13 protein-coding genes are annotated in these 17,859 nt (G+C 39.7%); 1 reads left to right on the top strand and 12 read right to left on the bottom strand.

What is annotated here, in order from left to right:
- Positions 1-3 precede the first annotated feature (3 nt).
- The 12 genes from A3CY_RS22170 to A3CY_RS0115130 form a co-directional block, all read right to left on the bottom strand.
- On the bottom strand, positions 4-1,116 hold the full coding sequence (locus A3CY_RS22170) for a TlpA family protein disulfide reductase (RefSeq protein ID WP_018338790.1): 1,113 nt from the start codon (positions 1,114-1,116) through the stop codon (positions 4-6).
- A gap of 4 nt (positions 1,117-1,120) precedes the next feature.
- Positions 1,121-2,389: a thioredoxin domain-containing protein gene (locus A3CY_RS0115180; RefSeq protein WP_018338789.1), complete on the bottom strand. Its 1,269-nt coding sequence runs from the start codon at positions 2,387-2,389 to the stop codon at positions 1,121-1,123.
- A 2-nt stretch (positions 2,390-2,391) separates the two neighbouring features.
- Positions 2,392-3,561, bottom strand: coding sequence for an aspartyl protease family protein (locus A3CY_RS0115175; RefSeq protein WP_018338788.1), 1,170 nt, complete (start codon positions 3,559-3,561; stop codon positions 2,392-2,394).
- Positions 3,562-3,567: 6 nt separating this feature from the next.
- Entirely contained in the window at positions 3,568-4,716 is a 1,149-nt protein-coding gene (locus A3CY_RS0115170; RefSeq protein WP_018338787.1) for an aspartyl protease family protein, read from the bottom strand.
- A gap of 58 nt (positions 4,717-4,774) precedes the next feature.
- Positions 4,775-6,475: a S8 family serine peptidase gene (locus A3CY_RS0115165; RefSeq protein ID WP_018338786.1), complete on the bottom strand. Its 1,701-nt coding sequence runs from the start codon at positions 6,473-6,475 to the stop codon at positions 4,775-4,777.
- Positions 6,476-6,570: 95 nt separating this feature from the next.
- Positions 6,571-7,575, bottom strand: a complete 1,005-nt coding sequence (locus tag A3CY_RS0115160) for a peroxiredoxin family protein (RefSeq protein WP_018338785.1) — start codon at positions 7,573-7,575, stop codon at positions 6,571-6,573.
- Positions 7,576-7,633: 58 nt separating this feature from the next.
- Positions 7,634-8,617, bottom strand: a complete 984-nt coding sequence (locus A3CY_RS21225; protein WP_018338784.1) for a hypothetical protein — start codon at positions 8,615-8,617, stop codon at positions 7,634-7,636.
- Positions 8,618-8,642: 25 nt separating this feature from the next.
- A complete protein-coding gene (locus A3CY_RS0115150; protein WP_018338783.1) occupies positions 8,643-10,175 on the bottom strand; it encodes a RagB/SusD family nutrient uptake outer membrane protein in 1,533 nt (510 codons plus the stop codon).
- 12 nt (positions 10,176-10,187) lie between these two features.
- Positions 10,188-13,718, bottom strand: a complete 3,531-nt coding sequence (locus A3CY_RS0115145) for a SusC/RagA family TonB-linked outer membrane protein (RefSeq protein ID WP_018338782.1) — start codon at positions 13,716-13,718, stop codon at positions 10,188-10,190.
- 164 nt (positions 13,719-13,882) lie between these two features.
- Complete coding sequence (locus A3CY_RS0115140; RefSeq protein WP_169503677.1) at positions 13,883-15,052, bottom strand: FecR family protein; 1,170 nt, start codon at positions 15,050-15,052, stop codon at positions 13,883-13,885.
- Between the two features lie 135 nt (positions 15,053-15,187).
- Positions 15,188-15,742, bottom strand: a complete 555-nt coding sequence (locus A3CY_RS0115135) for an RNA polymerase sigma factor (protein WP_018338780.1) — start codon at positions 15,740-15,742, stop codon at positions 15,188-15,190.
- 392 nt (positions 15,743-16,134) lie between these two features.
- Positions 16,135-16,653, bottom strand: a complete 519-nt coding sequence (locus A3CY_RS0115130) for a TlpA family protein disulfide reductase (RefSeq protein WP_018338779.1) — start codon at positions 16,651-16,653, stop codon at positions 16,135-16,137.
- Between the two features lie 258 nt (positions 16,654-16,911).
- On the opposite strand from A3CY_RS0115130, the gene A3CY_RS22165 reads away from it, so the two are divergent.
- Positions 16,912-17,832 carry an energy transducer TonB gene (locus tag A3CY_RS22165; protein WP_018338778.1) on the top strand — a complete coding sequence of 307 codons (921 nt, stop codon included), beginning with the start codon at positions 16,912-16,914 and terminating at the stop codon, positions 17,830-17,832.
- The last annotated feature ends 27 nt before the right edge of the window (positions 17,833-17,859 follow it).

The following is a 17,859-nucleotide window of genomic DNA, read 5'->3' as shown; positions in this document are numbered from 1 at the left end:
TATTTATTTACGATTTAGTGTCTTGTTTATCAATGCCTCGAACGCTTTTCCCGGAGTAGGTGCATAGACGGACACGATCTTTCCTTCTTTATCAATCAAAAAATAACGGGGTATCCCTGTGATATTATAATCTTTTTGGAAAGTACATTCTTCCTTGGAAGCTAACAAATTAGTTATACCTAACAATTTCAACCGGGGCAAAGCATATTTCCAGCTATTAAAAGACCCCTTGTCGTCTATTGAAATCGTGATAAACTCTATATCATCCCGATCTGTATATTTTTGGCTCATGGACATATAGACCGGCAACTTGGCGATACAACCGCCACACCAGGTTGCCCACACGTCAATGACCAACACTTTTCCTTTATAATCAGCCAACGAATGTTCCTTCCCCTTGAAATCCTTTAAGGTAAAAGCCGGAGCCTCGGCCCCTTCTCTCAGATGATAATAGCTTTTATACAATCCTTCAATTTCATTCTTCAAATCCCCTTCCGGCATATATTTTTCAAAGAACGGTCGAAGTTCCTCCAAACCTTTCGTGTAACCATTATACCGGAATACATACCTTAAACAAGACATATATGCCTGTGTCAGTTCCGGATTATTCAATTCGAACACTTGGCGGTATCTCGCGTAATCATATTCATTACCGATCGTCTCAACCGACGTGTTGAACCACATACCTCCCCATGCCTCATCTACCGGAGCCCCCTCCATAATGGCTTTCAAACCATAATAATTCTCTATCAGGAAATCCATACGATCACAATGCACCACCTCTCGTCGCTTTAAATCTACATTGTTTAGTACTTTTTTCAATATGGATTTTTTAATTTTCGTGTCTTTATCCTCTTTGTACAAAGTTGCAACCCGATAAATAACCTGATTCCCATTTTCTAATTGGGCAAGAATGGCATCCCGGTCTTGAGTTGCTATATATTTCCCGATCTCTTTCTGTTTAACCAAAATCGCTCCTATCGCATTTTCTTTCGGCATTTGAAAATCATTCCATTCCTTTAACACGTACTCCTGTAATCTATCTGCCACCTGGGCTTGTCCGCTCAAAACACAGAATAGAAAAACAATAACACTCAATACTTTTATTCCTTTCATAACGCTATTTTTTCAGTAATTGCTCTTCAATAATTTTCTCGAATTTCTCGGGAGTAGCCCCGACTTCAATAATCGGCTCTCCCCCGACAGGAATAAAAAACAACGTAGGCAAAGCAACAACATTAAACATTCCGCATAACTCCTTTTCCTTGTCCGCGTTCACCTTATAGAAAATCACCCGGTCTTTATACTTCTCTGCCAGTTTTTCCATTTCCGGAATCAACCGCATACACGGTCCGCACCAGGTTGCCCAAAAGTCAATCACGACAGGCTTATCCCCTTTTAAGACAAATTCTTTACTCGTGCGATAATCATACACATGCTCCAAGAAATACTCCCGGGTAATCGGATTTAACTTGCCGGGTTCTATCTTGACATCATCCTTCACGATATCATCTTTCACTTCCACCAGATCAAAAGGTTGGAAATACACTTTTTGCTTCCCGTAATCCACGGAAATCAATCCTTTCTCTAAAATACCATTACCCAATACAGAACGAGGAAGCGTCTTATTTTCCACAACCGTAATCTGCCCTAAATCACTTTTAACAAAGGTACATTGATTCACCGTCTTCGCCTGTTCCCCTTGTACGGAAGCACCATATCCGACACTCATTTTGGCATTCCCTCCATTCGTACCTTTCAAACGGGCAAAGTCAGCCTCGTTCATCGTAATCACACCATCATTCCAAGTATCAAGCAGCAATGAATATTTTTCACCATCTATTTCTATCGGGCACACGATACCCGAACCTACAATTAAATCTATATCTGCCCGGTGATCCAACTTCATATAATTCGGACGATAAGGCATACTCATCGTGATCCTTTTCCTCTTGCCGTCTATCGTCAACACAATATTGCGGAATAACGATCCACCCACAACTCCGGCAACTCCCAATTTGCGCAAGTAAGGTTCATCTTCCAGCACAAACGCCCCGACACCATTTCCGAATACACTATTGCCAAATGAAATACTTTCAATAGATACGCTCTTGCTCGTCGGCACTTTCTTGTATTGAAAAGTATTATAACTAAATCTACCACTCTCGTTCGGATCTATCTTAAATTTCTCTACATACTCAGGCAATATTGCGTTATGCCCGGCCAAATCCAGCACGAAATCGGCAATCACGCCATTCACCACCATCTCCAGAATAATCTTACCGTCTTTCACCCGGTAATCCTTCACCTCTGTCGCCGTATTCTTTACTTGTGCACTTGCCGCTACCGGCAATACACACAAAAACAACCATACAAATAAATTCTTCATAATTATCTTTCTCTTCTAATTTCTATCTTTTTTTCTTTCCCCTCTTTCACCACGATAATATACCCAGTATCGCCTTCTATAGCGTTCATGATCTTATCGATTTCCAACTGGCTCATCGGCAAGTTGGCAAGGCTTGTCCCGTTTATATCAACAACCTGATCTCCAAAGGAAACTTCATCTTTCATACTTTCCCACACAGTGGTGACTTCGAAACGCCCGTTAGCAGGCAAAATACCCACGTTCCACGTTTTAGGGGCTCCTCCCATATCTTGCACGGAATCATCAAACGGGAAAAAATAGAAACGCTTTCTCATGTAATCGAGAACAACCTTCCCGTATTTAAGTAGATCCACGCCAATAATGGTTGTACTTCCGATAGAAGTAACGCACCCGACATCAGAAAACCTTTTTCCTAAAAAGGTCATTTCCCGAATATTCCCCTTATAAATATCTCCGGGATCACTTAATCCCGCCAATCCGACACCACTTATACCATAAGCCTTTGCAACTTCTTCACACACGCCCCGTTGTTGCAAATCTTGAAAATCATTCTTCGGGATAATCAAAAAACCTTGGGCACCCGTATCAAAAAGCACTTGCTTTTCCACGCCACCAAAATCCATATTCACGATAGAATGATGCGTGTTACCGGTAAACATTTCCACCCCGTCGGTGACTTTCAATCCTTCCGGACGATACGGGTAATTAATTACCATGATTTGCTTCCGGGAATCAAACGTGATCACCGACTGGGCAAAAGCATCTCCTCCCAAAATACCGGCAACTTCCAAATCTTCAAAAAAACCGACTATCCCCAATACCATAGTCTTAAGTTCAGCCAATTTATAATTTGGTCCTAACTCGACATTCTCCACCGTCGCCATTTGAAAATTCTGCCCCACTCCATTCAAATCGGATATATTTGTCGTTGCCCCGGTTGCCTTCGCACCCATTTCTTGGGCATATTCCCACATTGTTCCTGTCTGTCCCCCGGTATCCACGATATATTTCACTTTCACCCCATTCACGATCACCGGAATAACAATTTTATCGTGAATATATTCATAAGGAATGGTATCACAAACCCGTTTCGTTTTTTGTTGTGCAAAAACAGTGCTCCCGCCAACGAGGAACACGATAACAATGGATAAGAATCTCAGATTACAGCACATACTTTCTTATTTTTTCTCGTAAATAATCACCTTCTCTCCATCCTCTGTCCGGATTGTCAATTTCGTTTTTTTCTTCGCTTTCAACTCGGGAATCCCATTGATAATACTCTCGCAGAAATCATAAGTCCCCGTCGGCTTCCCATTTATATGCGTAACCAAGTCTCCCACTTCCACCAGCCCTTTCATGGCTGTCCACACGGTTGACACGACCAAATCTCCATCCTTCACCCGAAGATTAACATCGTAATGCTTACTCGTGAGATCATTCTCCTGCTCATAAGCCTCAAAATAAAAACGTCCTCGGGGATAATCTATCGTCACCTTGCCATAATTCAATAATTTTACACCCAACAACGTGAAAGGAGGCGTTGACGTTTCTACCGTCACGTTATTAAATTTCGTCGCACCAACATTAACCCTCGGGAATAAAACCCGATAGGACTCTGCTGCTGCTGCCATTCCCGCCACTCCGATTGAACCTTCTCCAAACCCTTCGGACAACACCGAGCAAACACCTTTATCTTTCAATTTCTCGAAATCAGTATCCTTCAACGATAAAAAACCGGGGCATCCCGTATCGAACAAAACCTTTATTCCCTCGCCGATTCCAGCTTGTATCGCAATAATCGGCATTCCGCCTCCCTGGGCAAAAGGGATCATCTTTCGTAAAGAAATCGTGGAAGGACTCTCCGCGGAAGTAATGGTAATCGTATTCGTTTTACCGTCAATCTCTACAATAGCCTGCATTTGGGCAAAAAGTTCACTGCCAATAAGTCCATCGGCATGGAAACATGCGAACGGCGAAGGTTCCGCTAGTTTCATCGCCGGGACATCAGTAAAATTGATTACTCCGTCCAAAGTCATCAAACTCTTGATTCGCACCAAAGGATACCCCCCTTTGTTACCATTCACATCGGTAACAACCATCGAATCCTTTACAACCAACCCCAATTCCTCACACAATTCCCCTGTCAACGCCGTACGCCCACCCGTGTCAAAAATAAACGAACGAGGCGTTCCGTTTACATTCATCTCAACAATCATCTTTCCCCCGACTAGCCGGTAAGGCATCTTTGATCGTATCTGTTGTCCATTGCTTTGGAAAACCGCCATTCCAAATAGTAGCAAAAAAATGATCCTCGCCATCAATTGCATAATTTATTCCTTTTAAGATATAGTCCCGAGTTTACCGGGACTATATCTTGATTTACAATCACTTTACTAACTTATCGGCAGCCACTACAGCCTGATGAGCATTCAATATACCGCCGGAAAGACACAAATCTCCAAACAAGAACAAATCCTGCGTTGATTGCCCGTTCACTCTAATTCCCTTCTCGACCTCTACATCCTTTCTGGAAGTAACAGACTCCAGCAAAATATTCCGGATTTGAGTTCCGGTCAACTCGGGATAATACGCTTTCAACAAAGCAGCCACCCCTGCCGTCGTTGCTGCCGCAAATCCGATTCCGGTTCCCGTTTGATAAGTATCACCCGTGTAAGCGGAGTATATATCAATACCTGGGGCATACAAATCTACCTCCTTCGCACCATAGTTGGACTCCATCAAAGGATTGCCTTCTTTATTAGAAGAAGAAACAACCATCAAATTAGTCAACTCCTTCTTACCCGTCATCCAGCGATTGGGGAAATAAATATCTTTAGACAAATCCTGAGAAGCTTCCCATGCTGGAGTTATTGCCAACACGCCTTTACTCTCCGCATATTCCAATGCCTCACTAATCCATTTTTTCTGGTCTTCAGGATAAAGACTGTTTTGCACCGGCAATAAAATAATATCCGCACCATGATCCACGGCATAACGGATAGCCAAAGCAATATCTTTCAAATAAGGTTCCCCGTTAGTAGCAACCCGCAATGTCATGATCTCAGCCTGATCCATAATGCCATTACCTCCTAAACCATTATCCCGTTTACCGGCAATAATACCGGCTTCCATCGTCCCAATAGCGGCATCCGTCGTCAATAATACATTATTCCCGTACTTATTGTCATTTATATCCAAATAATTATCTCCCACGATCTCTTTTCGTCCATCCGCACCGAACTGGTTCACTTTTCTCTCGTAATCTGCTTGAGATTGTTGAATTTGAGCTCCACTCTTAATCCCAGCGTAAACAGCATCCCACTTATCCGTTTGGTAAACAGTAAAACCATAAGCACACATCATAAATGCAACTTCAGCCAAAGAATCACGGGGAGCTTTCGGGTCATAACAAATACCGAAATCTTCCTGTGTCAATTCCTTATTCGGGAAACGCTCCCTCATCATTTTATCAAACTTGCCGGCATAATCCCTTATCACGTAAGTAAGTTGCCAACCACCGTATGTGCTCGCCATCGGAGACTCCGGTAACACCTGATAGCGAAAATAGTTATACTCGTCTACATTCTCCGGAGCCGCCACTTTTGTCAACTTTTCGTTAATAACCTTATAGTAATCCTTTCCGTCAAATACATAATCCGCGTATTTATCTTTCAACCGCAAAAATTCCCGGTCACCTTCACGCATCGTGCTCTCCATTACCTGACCATCCTTACCGCCCAAGAAATTCCAACCGTTTACGTCATCCACCAATCCATTCTTGTCATTATCCTTCCCGTCTGCTTTTTCTTTCGGGTTAAACCAAATTGCCTGTTTCAAATCTTCGTGTTCAACATCAATCCCGGAACCGATTAAAGCAACTACCGGTCTTTTCTTTACTTTCTTTCCCTTCAAAAAATCATACGCCTTATTCACTTCCGCACCATACACGTTATCCTTATCAAAAGAGCAATTGTACCAATCCAAATCAGATTGTTTCTTTTCTCCCTGATCGTTCTGTTTCACCAACTGTGCATTTACAACACTGATGCATGCACTTGCCATCAATAACAGAAAATACTTTTTCATCTCTTACAGTTTTATTTTTTACAATACAATATCAAAACGACTCGTAATCACCAATCGTTAATCCAAAACTACAATCTTAAATCTCAAATCTTAAATCATAAATTTTTTCTGGCTTTCAGAATCTCCTCCTTCACTTTCTCCCCCCGCAAATCTTTCGCCAATAAACGTCCTTCCTTGTCTATCAAGACAATAAACGGGATACTATAAAAACCATACGCCCGTTGAATCTTATTGGGCTTATTGCCGATAACAAAACCTTCCTCATCCCACAACATCACCCAAGGTAGCTTTTCCTCTTCCAACATTTTCCGCCAATTCGCCTCCTTGGAATCCAACGATACACTGATAAATTCAAGATCATCCCCCTTCAACTCGTTATATATCGGCAACAAATTCTTCATCTCGTGACGACAAGGACCACACCAAGATGCCCAAAAATCAACCAACACGAACTTTCCCCGAAAATCACTCAAACTAACCTTCTTCCCGGATGCATCCTGAAAAGTAAAATCATACGCCGGAGCCCCAATAGAATAATGATACAAACTATCTGACCGATATTGCAACCATCTCCCGGAAACCGTCTTCAACGCCTCTTCCGACATACAATCCAACAGGATCTTATTCGGCTCATAAGCCGACATATCCGCAATATACGCCAAAGCACTATACATATTCCCCTCCAACTTTCCCTTCACCCCCGGGTCTATCGTTTTATCCTGTGAAAATTGCTCCTTCGGCAACCACTTCAACAACTCGTGATACTTTTCAATCCCCGTGAAATTCAAAGAACTATTCCCTACATGCTTGCAATCATAAAATCCCTTTATCGTAACTTCGGTATTCGTCAAATAAATCGGTTGACTCGTTTCCCCAAAACAAATCAAGTAAACATCCGGCTCGATCTCCAATGGTCCCATCGCAAACTCTTCGCCACTCTTTACCGAAGCCGACACCAACGCCTCTCCCTCAATCGTCTTTAATGCGATCTCTGTCGGTTGCAATAGCCTAACTTTACCGGAAATCCTTAATCCCGATTGAGCTAGAGTTGTAACACTCATCAATACCGAAATAACAAGTATATACCCAATTTTAAACATACCATTTGTTTTTTATCGGGAGGAAAATCCCTCCCGATTTTATTCCTCAACTTTCTAATTATTCTCCGATCTCTGGACCTTCAACAATCGCATCAAAATCAACATTATATGTTATCTTAAAATAATTAGCAACCAAATCTCTCTTTTCCCTTAAAAATGGATACTTGGAACGAGGATATTTCTCATCCAATTCTGCAACAGAATAATACAAACAAAGCCTGATATAATTTTGGAAATTTTTACTATTACTTATGTCGCCAATTCCTTCTAAGCGAGAAAAACCGAATGTAATACCCGCAACATTATAACTACCAGGGAAACCTCGAGTTAAATAGTAATTCTCATCATCTATTTCCCAATCCTCTTTTTTAATTTCCGTTTTATAATCAAATCCTGTTTCAAAATTTGCGGGTATTTCAATATTACCTTTATCAAAAGAAGTTAACAATATATGCTCTAATATATCTCCTCTTCTTATAAAAAAGTCCCTTTTGGTCACGGGAAAATTTATTTTCTCACTAGCCTCTGTCATACTTTCAAGCGACGGATCTTCTCCCTCTAAACAAACAACCCAAAAATCCAAACCGTCATAAGCAGTTTTCATCGGAGTTTTATACTTTAGAACCATAAACCCTAAATCCAACTCCATAAAAGAATGAAAATCATAAGTCATATACCAATACATTGGCAAGACTTTAGGTACAATTTCCTCATTTAAGTATGCAAAAATATGTTCTTTCATAAAACGAGTTGTCCTTTCTACTTGTTCATCAGTCAAATCCACCCCGTCATTTTCAAGACCTAAACCACCACCCGTCCAAGAACGATTAAAATCAGCATGTTTAAAATCCTTGTATATCAAATACACGTTAAATTTCTCCCAAATTTCTTCTATATCCTTATCCCAAGCATTTGTCCCCTGTGGAAATTCATATCGACTCATTCCTTCCCCATCTTCTGTAGGTGTCAATGCTTTTTCATCGTAGCAAGAAGTAAACACCCCAATGACCATGATACTATATAATATATATATCCATTTCATAATCTATCATTTTTATATTCAACAACTATCTAGGATTAGGCAATTTATTTTGCTCTAAACTTGTATTCTGTTCCAAAACCTCTCGAGAAATTGGCATTGCATAAAATGGATCGTTCGCCGGCAATACATATCCTTGAACCAATTCTCCCTCTATTTTCCATTGGTGTTCAATAGAAGTCGTACCATAACGTTTCAAATCAAACCAACGGTGTCCTTCAAAACAAAGCTCCAAACGTCTTTCCAAACGAATCCTTTCCACCAAATCCTCTCCACTAATTCCAGAAACAGCCTTATATTTCTCTTCTGTAAAACGAGTTTTTCGCAATTCGTTCAATGCCCACAATGCCGTATCATCATCTTTATCCATCGCTGCAGCCTCCGCCAAATTCAAATAAGCTTCCGGTAATCTAAATGCGTGCCCAAATCCCTGCTTATCTGCGACATTATGATCTGGATTAATTGCAAACTTTCCTACTGCCAAATAATTACCATTATACTGATTCCCCCATGAATCTTTATATTTTTCGAGCAATACATAATTTTCTTTTCTTAAATCTCCCTCTACATACTCTTTTAGCAATTCATCTGATGCATTAAAAAACTTAACAGAAATATGTTCCTCTTCATCCATAGGATCTTCTATATATACGTGAGTATCTAAATAAGTCATGTATTTACTTATCGATCCGAATACCCAAACTGCTTCAGGACAATCCATGGATACAAAATTATAATACGTTCCCCCAGATAAACTTTTCAAATCCGTCAAAGCAAAATTCCAATCCTCTATTACTTTTTTAGCATAAATCACCGCATTTTTCCAATCTTCCATGTACAAATACACACGAGATTTCAATAATTGCACCATAGGTAAATTAGTTCTATAATCTCTTTTAAACCGCAAATTTTCAGGCAATTCCCCATACAACCTTTCTGCCTCATTCAAATCTTCCAATATCTGTTCATATACCTCTTCCACCGTATTTCTCGGGATATCCCGATCTTCCATTCCACTCGTTAATTTTAAAGGGACACCCAAACCTGCCTTATTTTGACTGTAAGCTTCTCCCCATATATTTACCATATAAAAATAATAGAAACCACGTAAAGCTAAAGCCTGTGCTTTTACCAAATTTTTTTCATCTTCTGTACCGGACACACCATCCAAATAATCCAATGCCGCATTCGCTCCCAAAACATAAGCATAATAATTAGCCCAACGATTAATCGATTCTCCATAATCCTTCAATATGTCATTCACATTTGGCTGCCAAGAATATAATGCCCGCAATTTTAAAAAATCTCCCGTATTCGATTCAGTTATAGAAGCATCAATTACTCCGGGCGTATTCGTGCACATCACATCATCATCCAATATAGAAACAATATCCAAAATCTCTTTTCCATAACCAGATGACATAGGATATGCTTCACCCAGCAACATTTCATTCAAAGCCGTTGCTTCCTTGGGTATATATTCACTTTGCGACTTCGGTTCCAAAAAATCTGAACACGCCACAAATACTCCTGCAAACAATACTATTAATATCTTTTTCATTTTTCTTCCTATTTAAAATCCAATATTAATCCCAAATGAATAATTCTTCGGTTGTACACTATTGCCTAGTTCCGGATCAAAACCATTAAAACGCTTGCTGGCAATAACAAACAAGTTTGATACTCCGGCATTCACACCAAGAGTCTTTAATCCCACTTTTTTACACCATTCCCGATTTACATTCCAAGATAAGGACAATTGATTACAACGCAAGAACGAAGCATCAACCACCATCGCATCCGAATTTTCCCACATGGAAATCCAATAATCAGACCCATTATCCGGCAAAATTTGCGAATAATTTTGTCCGGCAACCACAACTCCCGGAATATTTGTTTTTTTCTCATCGCCCGGCTTTTTCCATCGTTTATTCAAATCCTTGCTCAAATTATCCAATTCTCCTGGTACACTTAATCCTCCATTGGGAAAACCTGTATAAGGTGAAGTCAAACGTTTTTTAGCTCCAAGCAACAAAGAAAAGTTCGTTGACAGAGAAAAGTCTTTCCAACGCAGCCCCAAACTCAATCCTCCGGTAAATGAAGGTTCTTTATCTCCGGAATACACCAAAAATGTCGTCGGATCCACTTTCGAATCTCGTTCCTCTTCCGGAACATCAAGATAATTAAATAATGGATGTCCGTCTTCAGCACTTAGACCAGCAAAAGAATAAGACCAAAAACCAGTAACAGAATATCCTTTCTTCAAAATCTTCCCGGAAGCTCCAGCCAACAACTCTCCTCTAGTAGCCGTATATTGCTGATTTCCCGCCTTATTCCAGTTTTTAGATGAATTTAAAGAAACGCTCAACGCCCAATCTTTTGTTTGTATCGGACTAAAACTAACCGTAAACTCCACTCCACTATTACGAATTTTTCCTCCATTTATATCCATTGAAGTTCTACCATACTCAAATGGAATATCCTGCGAAACAATTGCATTAGAACTTCTCGTGTAATAATCCAATGCTACATTAAACATATCGATCAACTGCATATCCAAACCGAAATTCCAAGATTTTGTCCTTTCCCATGACAAATTAGGGTTCGGCAATCTACTTATATTAGAATAGTATTGATTATATACATTTGCAACCCCTTGTTGTTTAAGAATCAAATCGGGTCCTAACTTGGTTGCTGCATTTCCCTGTATCCCATAAGTAACTCGTAAATTCAGTGAGTTCACTAACCCCGCAATACTTTCCATCCACGGTTCATCCACAACTCTCCAAGAAGCTCCAAACGAATAAGTCGGGTCAAAACGATTGTTCGCATCTTGTCCAAACCGATTAGACTCATCATTACGAATAGAAAAATTAAAAACATATCTATTTTTCAAGGAATAAGCAATCGTCGCAAAATACGAAAGAAAATTATCTGTATTTTTTGTCCTTCTCCAATCTCCCGAATATAAACCACTTAAAATTCCCCAATCCTCAAATGATCCATCTATCGGATCAAAATCACTAGGTGGTGTCGGTTTTACCAAACTCTCTCCACGATCCGGCACATACCCAAATACTCGATTCTCATTATTTTTCACTGAAGACGAACGAAGTTCCATTCCCAACATCACATTCAGCCGATGTTCTTCATTGAAACTTTTAGAGATCAATAATTTATTTTGTATATTATACGAGGATGACAAACCATCCATAGTTACCAATACTCCGCCAAAAGGCAACATAGCAGACTTAAATGCTGCACTGCCCGGTTCTACTGTTCCATAATCATATCCCCTATATTCCGATGCAATGTAGTAAGTTTTCTCCAAACTCCATGTTTCATTATTATTTTGCACGCGGGTGTATCCTCCTGTAAATTCGTATTTCAACCAATCAAGAATATCCCAGCTAAAATTCAAATTAGCAGACAAATGCGTATCCTCAACTCGTGCACCACTATTATCCCGTTCATTTATAAAATTATAAGCCAACGAACTTACATTAGAGTGTTTATATCCACCAGCAATTTGATAAAAAACAGGCTCTCCATTTTCATCATACGCAGGCACAGCCCGATTCATAGTGGTCGCATACGACATCGGATTAACGCCTTTCCCAAATCCCTTATTCGTGGTTGTACTTCCGCTGATACTCGCATCCACACGCACATTTTTGCGTAAATTTATACCAACACCAACACGTCCTGTCATTCTTTCACTTGAATTACCAATTTCTTGCCCTTCCGAATTATTATATCCTAAAGAAACATTATAAGTCATTTTTTCTGTTCCACCGGAAACGCTCAAATTATGATTGTGACTCACGGCTGTCTGCGTCAGCAAATCGAACCAATCCGTATTTATCGTTTCAAAATAATGTTTCTTTTTCATGAAATCATCATAACTAATATCACCATCTAAATACATCCTCATTACACCTTCGTAAGTATAAGGTTGCTTTATAGGTTCTTTCACGTATGAAGCTCCTGCATTAAACACCTCTTGGGCAAAAATAATACGTTCTTTGGAATTCATGTAATTAAACATCCCGTAGTTCGGCTTCGTGTTTATAGACATATTCCCCGTGTAGTTAATCGTCATGCGGTCAACTTTACCTTTTTTGGTCGTAATAACAATAACACCATTAGAAGCTTTAGAACCATAAACAGCGGTAGCCGAAGCATCTTTCAATACAGTAATTGTTTCTATATCCATGGGATTCAGCCAAGAAACCTGATTACCTATAATATCCTTAAAATCCTGGGTAAACAAGTCTGTTGTATTCAAATCTAATGGATCTTCCTGAATAATTCCATCCACAACCCACAGCGGAGATTGATTACCAACCAATGTCGTAGTTCCCCGAATTTTAATTTTAGGACTCGTACCTACCCGAGAACTAGTATTCATTACAACCATTCCTGCAACACGTCCTTGTAACATCTGGTCAATAGAATTATAAGCTGGCATAATAATATCCGATGCCTTTACTGTTGTGTACGCACCAACCATATCCCGCCGATTCACGCTCTGATACCCGGTAACAACGACCTCGTCCATCGCCTTTGTATCCTCTTCCATTAATACCATCATCATCTTTTGACCGGTGTACTTCACTTCTCGTGTTTTCATTCCCATAAAAGAAAAAATCAGCACGGGCTCCTTCATTTCCGGAATGGTTAGTGTAAATTCTCCCGCCATATTCGTGATCACGCCAGTAGTCGTTCCCTTCAATATGACCGTTGCCCCGGCAACACCGGAACTATCAGCCGTAAACACACGCCCTTTGATCGTGATCATCTTTTTTTCATCTTTAGCCTGTGCAACCGTGATCACAACCACCTTGTCATCTATCTTGAAAGACAACCCGAGCGGTTTCAATAAATCCTCCAACAACAGGCTAAAGTCCTTGTTCGTGGCTTCCACGTTCACTTTTCCACATTTGCCCACCAGATCCAACTTGTACAGGAACGTGTAATCCGTCATCTTTTCCAAATTGGAAAAAACTTCCTGCACAGTAACGTCTTTCATGTTTAAAGACACTCTTGTTTGCGAAAAACTGCTTGCCGAGAGGTGCAATGACCCGATCAGCAATAAAATCATCGAGATTCTCATACACAAAAAGAATTTAGATTTCCTATATTGCCATATTATTGGCAACAAGTCCCAATTTTTTTTCATAGATTTGTATCATATTTAAATTAAACATTTATTCTACTCGTTGCCCAACGAGTGAGTAACCAAACGGGATTGCCCAATCCCGTTTTTTATTTATCGTAAACCATCAACGTTCTACCTTTCAATTCAAATCGAACCTCTCCCGAGATTTCAAACTTGCGCAACACATCTTCCACCGAAGAATACATTGGCAACTTACCGCTATAAACAACACTTCTGGCACCTTGATTCACGTAAAACACCTCCAGGTCATACCATCTGGAAACGATACGTAATATTTCTTCCAAGGGTAAATCCTTAAAGAAAAAGAAACCATCCTTCCACGCGATAAATTCCGCCACGTTCACGGGAGTAACACTCAATGTCCCGACACCTTTGTTATAGTAAGCCTGCTCGCCCGGAACAATTTTTTGCTCCGGTTGCCCTTTGCGAACAATAGCAACACTACCTTCTACCAATGTCGTGTACACACCCGGCTCGTCGACATAAGACTTCACGTTAAAAGATGTGCCCAACACCTTTACCGCCATCTCGCCAACTTGTACCACGAAAGGTTGATGTTCATTCCGAACCACTTCAAAATAAGCCTCTCCCTTCAAAACCACCTGACGTTTTTCCTTACTGAAGCGGGAAGGGAACTCCAGTTCCGTACCCGAATTCAAATACACCTTCGTGCCGTCTGCCAATGCTAAAGAATACGTGCCGCCATAAGGTACGATAATCTTATTATTCCCTTCCTCGGTGATATTATCTTTCAACGTATCGGTTTGTTCTTCCACCCGAAGCATTCCTTCGCTATTTTCAAATGCCACGTTAGCTTTATCATTACGAATTGTCGAGGTCAACGTGTCCAGCACGAATCTGGCTCCGGAAGCCATCTCTAAAGTAACCTGTGCTTTCCCTGGTTCCACTATCGCAACAGAAATTCCCTCCATCACGTTCCGGGGTGTACGATTCAATAAAAATAAAGCCATCATCCCTGCCACGAACACAACTGATGCGGCAGCCACCCAAGGTATAAATAAGCGTCGACCATTTCCTCGCTTCCGGTTAACCCTTTGCAATGCCTTCTCCACATCAAAAATACCGAGCGTTTTCAATTCTTCACTTATACGCTCTCTATCTTTCAATCCTTGGGCTAACACCTCCAACTCTTCATTTTCCTTCAGCACATTCTCCACCTCGTCCCCTTCCTGACCCGAAAGTTCTTCCCGACTATACCGTAATAGTTTCTTTGCAAACTCAAATGGATTCTTCATCTCTTTCTTTAAATTTGCCCTATTACAAATAACTTCAAAAAAAGGATTACGCAAAATCGGATTTTTTTCAAAAAAAATCATCACTTTTTTATAAACACCTATTTTTCAACGAAATAAAAAGAAAGAAAAAATCATCTATATATTGAAGAAAAACAATAACACGGGATATAATCCTTTTAATCTTTCCCGTAACTGGATCTTCGCTTTATTTTTTTGAGATTTTACCGTGTTCACGCTGATAGACAATTGATCGGCAATCTCCTCGTTATTATACCCGTCAATATATGCCAGTTTAAAAACACGCCCACACTCGTTTGGCAACTCTCGCACGGCTTCCATAATTTCCCCGTACACCTCAGCCCGGACTACGTTAACAAAAAAATCATTCTCATCTTGTGATACATTTTTTTGTATGTTATTCAGAATTTCAGACCGGATTCCCAAAAGTTTTACTTGATTCAAGCAAGCGTTCCGAACCGACTTATAAAGATAATGCTTCAAATGTTCCTCATTTTCAAACTCTTCTGTCGTATCAAGTAATTTTATAAAAACTTCCTGTACAACATCTTCCGCCCCCTCCTGTTCCTTTAAATAATTATATGCGAAATAACAAAGAGTCTGATAATAAACTCGAAAGCATTTATCAAACACACCTTTTTGCCGTATATCTATTTTTGTATTACTAGCCATTATATATAAATAAACGATCGTTTAGTGATAGTGTTACCTCGAAAAAGAGAAGATCGTGTATAATTCTTATATCTAAGTAATTACTTTTTTCAAAACATACGAAATCATTCATAATTTTCCATTTTTATGAGTGTTTTTAAACGATCCTTTATTCATATCTTGCAAGACAAAGATATTACATTTTCCGAATATCTGCTACATTCTTAATTATCAATTTTTAGCATCTGACTTCAAGCTTCACGATAGATACCCTACACCTTAATTATAATGTCTACAAAATAACAACGGAACACAAACAGTATTACTATTGATGCTCCGTTGATACTATGTCTATAAAACGTTCATGGTCTAGGGAATCCAATACGCAAGGTAGACGAATCCCTACCTAATTCCTATTCCAACAACTTCTCAATCTTCTTGATTAATTCATCAAAAGATTTTTTCGTGTATCCGACTTCGATAGCCACAATCATTCCCTTCTTATCGATAATAAAACTGCGAGGAATAGTAGCTGTCGCAAATTTCTCGAATATCTTGCGTTCCGGATCCAATCCCATGGGAAAAGTATACCCGTTCTTCTCCCGGAATTTAGCCACTTGTTCTTTTGTTTCCTCTCGGGAAATAGCCAAAAAAACGAAATCTTTTCCCTTAAACTTATCTATAATCTCTTTTTGTACCCTTTTCAACTCTTCCTGGCAAGGCGGACACCACGTTGCCCAAAAATTAATCAACACGATCTTCCCTTTCAAATCCTTAATATTGATTTTCTTCCCGTCGAACATATCAACCACGAACTCCGGAACATCGTCCCCTACTTTCACCAACGTCTCTTTTGCCTGTGCTTTCAAACCCGTCAAACTCCCCAACGTCAGCAAGTAAACTGCTAATAGTAGAATTTTTTTCATATTCATCCCTTTATTGATTTCATACAAAGATAAGAATAAAAACGAAAGAATAAAGCAGAAAGAAAAAGAGAGCAACCAACTAAACATACAGTAAAATACACAATCAATCCCAGTATAAAGTGTTAAAATTATATAACAATTAAATTTTAAAAGATACGTATATTTCATTTTTGTTTAATTTTGTTATTATCAAGTTGCTCTTAAAGACATATTTCTAAATTAGAATTGCAAAATAAAAGCTATATACTATAAATTTAAGATATCATGAAACCTACAATTAACCATTCCGGAAAAAGACAAACAATATTCATGAAAATTGGAATAATACTTTGTTACCTATTTCTAACAAGTCCGTCATTTTGCTTTACGACAAAAAACTCTTGTCACCTCCTCCCGGAAGAGGACACCACGGTGTACGAAAAAGCAGACCGGGAACCTCGCTTCACGGGCGACCGAAGTTGGATCAGTAAACGCACGATGTATCCTAGTCACTTGGCAGGAAAAAACCTCAAAGGCAATGTAACTGTTTCCTTTATTATAGAAAAAGATGGCTCTGTCTCAAACGTCACATTTCTTGAATCTTTTTACCCGGCACTAGATTCGTTGTTATTCAACGCCGTCAAAAATTATCCCAAGTGGGAACCTGCTATGATAAACGGAAAACCTGTCCGTTTCAGGAAAACTCAGGGAGTTTGGTATGCCGGTAAACTTGACGCGGTAAATCTTCCTCTGGATCCAATAATAGCGGAATCTTTTACGAGATACCTCCAGGGACTAAACAAAGAGAAAGAAGCCATGGCATCTAAAAAAGAGATACCCGCGGAAGAACAACTAAAAAAAGTCAATAACCTAAAAGAACAACTGGGAGATGATGCCACCGTACGAGAAATGATGCTGACAAACATCAAGAAAAACAAGGCGAACCTAGACAGTATTGTCAAAGCACAAGCCATTCTTCTAAAATTAGATGCCCAGGGAACAAATCAATTAAGAGAAATTTATAACCAAGAACTTGACGGCAAACTACGGCTAATCGAAAATCTCGGGCAAGAGCAATTCATCACCAAATTCGTTGCAGCCGAATTACAATTCCGCCAATTGGAACTGGACAAAATACTCGCTATCAAAAAATTATTAGATGACGAATTCAGGCGATATTTCGAATACGTCGTCTTAAAAGAATAATACCCGAAAGCAATCTCTATCATGCCC

Source organism: Butyricimonas synergistica DSM 23225 (assembly GCF_000379665.1).
Lineage (GTDB): Bacteria > Bacteroidota > Bacteroidia > Bacteroidales > Marinifilaceae > Butyricimonas > Butyricimonas synergistica.
Note: the sequence above shows the minus strand (reverse complement) of the source record. Positions and strands in the feature narration are given on the sequence as shown.

Excerpts from the sequence above, each read along its gene's own strand:
- A3CY_RS22170 (WP_018338790.1), bottom strand. The coding sequence starts at position 1,116 with ATGAAAGGAATAAAAGTATTGAGTGTTATTGTTTTTCTATTCTGTGTT.
- A3CY_RS0115180 (WP_018338789.1), bottom strand. The coding sequence starts at position 2,389 with ATGAAGAATTTATTTGTATGGTTGTTTTTGTGTGTATTGCCGGTAGCG.
- A3CY_RS0115175 (WP_018338788.1), bottom strand. The coding sequence starts at position 3,561 with ATGTGCTGTAATCTGAGATTCTTATCCATTGTTATCGTGTTCCTCGTT.
- A3CY_RS0115170 (WP_018338787.1), bottom strand. The coding sequence starts at position 4,716 with ATGCAATTGATGGCGAGGATCATTTTTTTGCTACTATTTGGAATGGCG.
- A3CY_RS0115165 (WP_018338786.1), bottom strand. The coding sequence starts at position 6,475 with ATGAAAAAGTATTTTCTGTTATTGATGGCAAGTGCATGCATCAGTGTT.
- A3CY_RS0115160 (WP_018338785.1), bottom strand. The coding sequence starts at position 7,575 with ATGTTTAAAATTGGGTATATACTTGTTATTTCGGTATTGATGAGTGTT.
- A3CY_RS21225 (WP_018338784.1), bottom strand. The coding sequence starts at position 8,617 with ATGAAATGGATATATATATTATATAGTATCATGGTCATTGGGGTGTTT.
- A3CY_RS0115150 (WP_018338783.1), bottom strand. The coding sequence starts at position 10,175 with ATGAAAAAGATATTAATAGTATTGTTTGCAGGAGTATTTGTGGCGTGT.
- A3CY_RS0115145 (WP_018338782.1), bottom strand. The coding sequence starts at position 13,718 with ATGATTTTATTGCTGATCGGGTCATTGCACCTCTCGGCAAGCAGTTTT.
- A3CY_RS0115140 (WP_169503677.1), bottom strand. The coding sequence starts at position 15,052 with ATGAAGAATCCATTTGAGTTTGCAAAGAAACTATTACGGTATAGTCGG.
- A3CY_RS0115135 (WP_018338780.1), bottom strand. The coding sequence starts at position 15,742 with ATGGCTAGTAATACAAAAATAGATATACGGCAAAAAGGTGTGTTTGAT.
- A3CY_RS0115130 (WP_018338779.1), bottom strand. The coding sequence starts at position 16,653 with ATGAATATGAAAAAAATTCTACTATTAGCAGTTTACTTGCTGACGTTG.
- A3CY_RS22165 (WP_018338778.1), top strand. The coding sequence starts at position 16,912 with ATGAAACCTACAATTAACCATTCCGGAAAAAGACAAACAATATTCATG.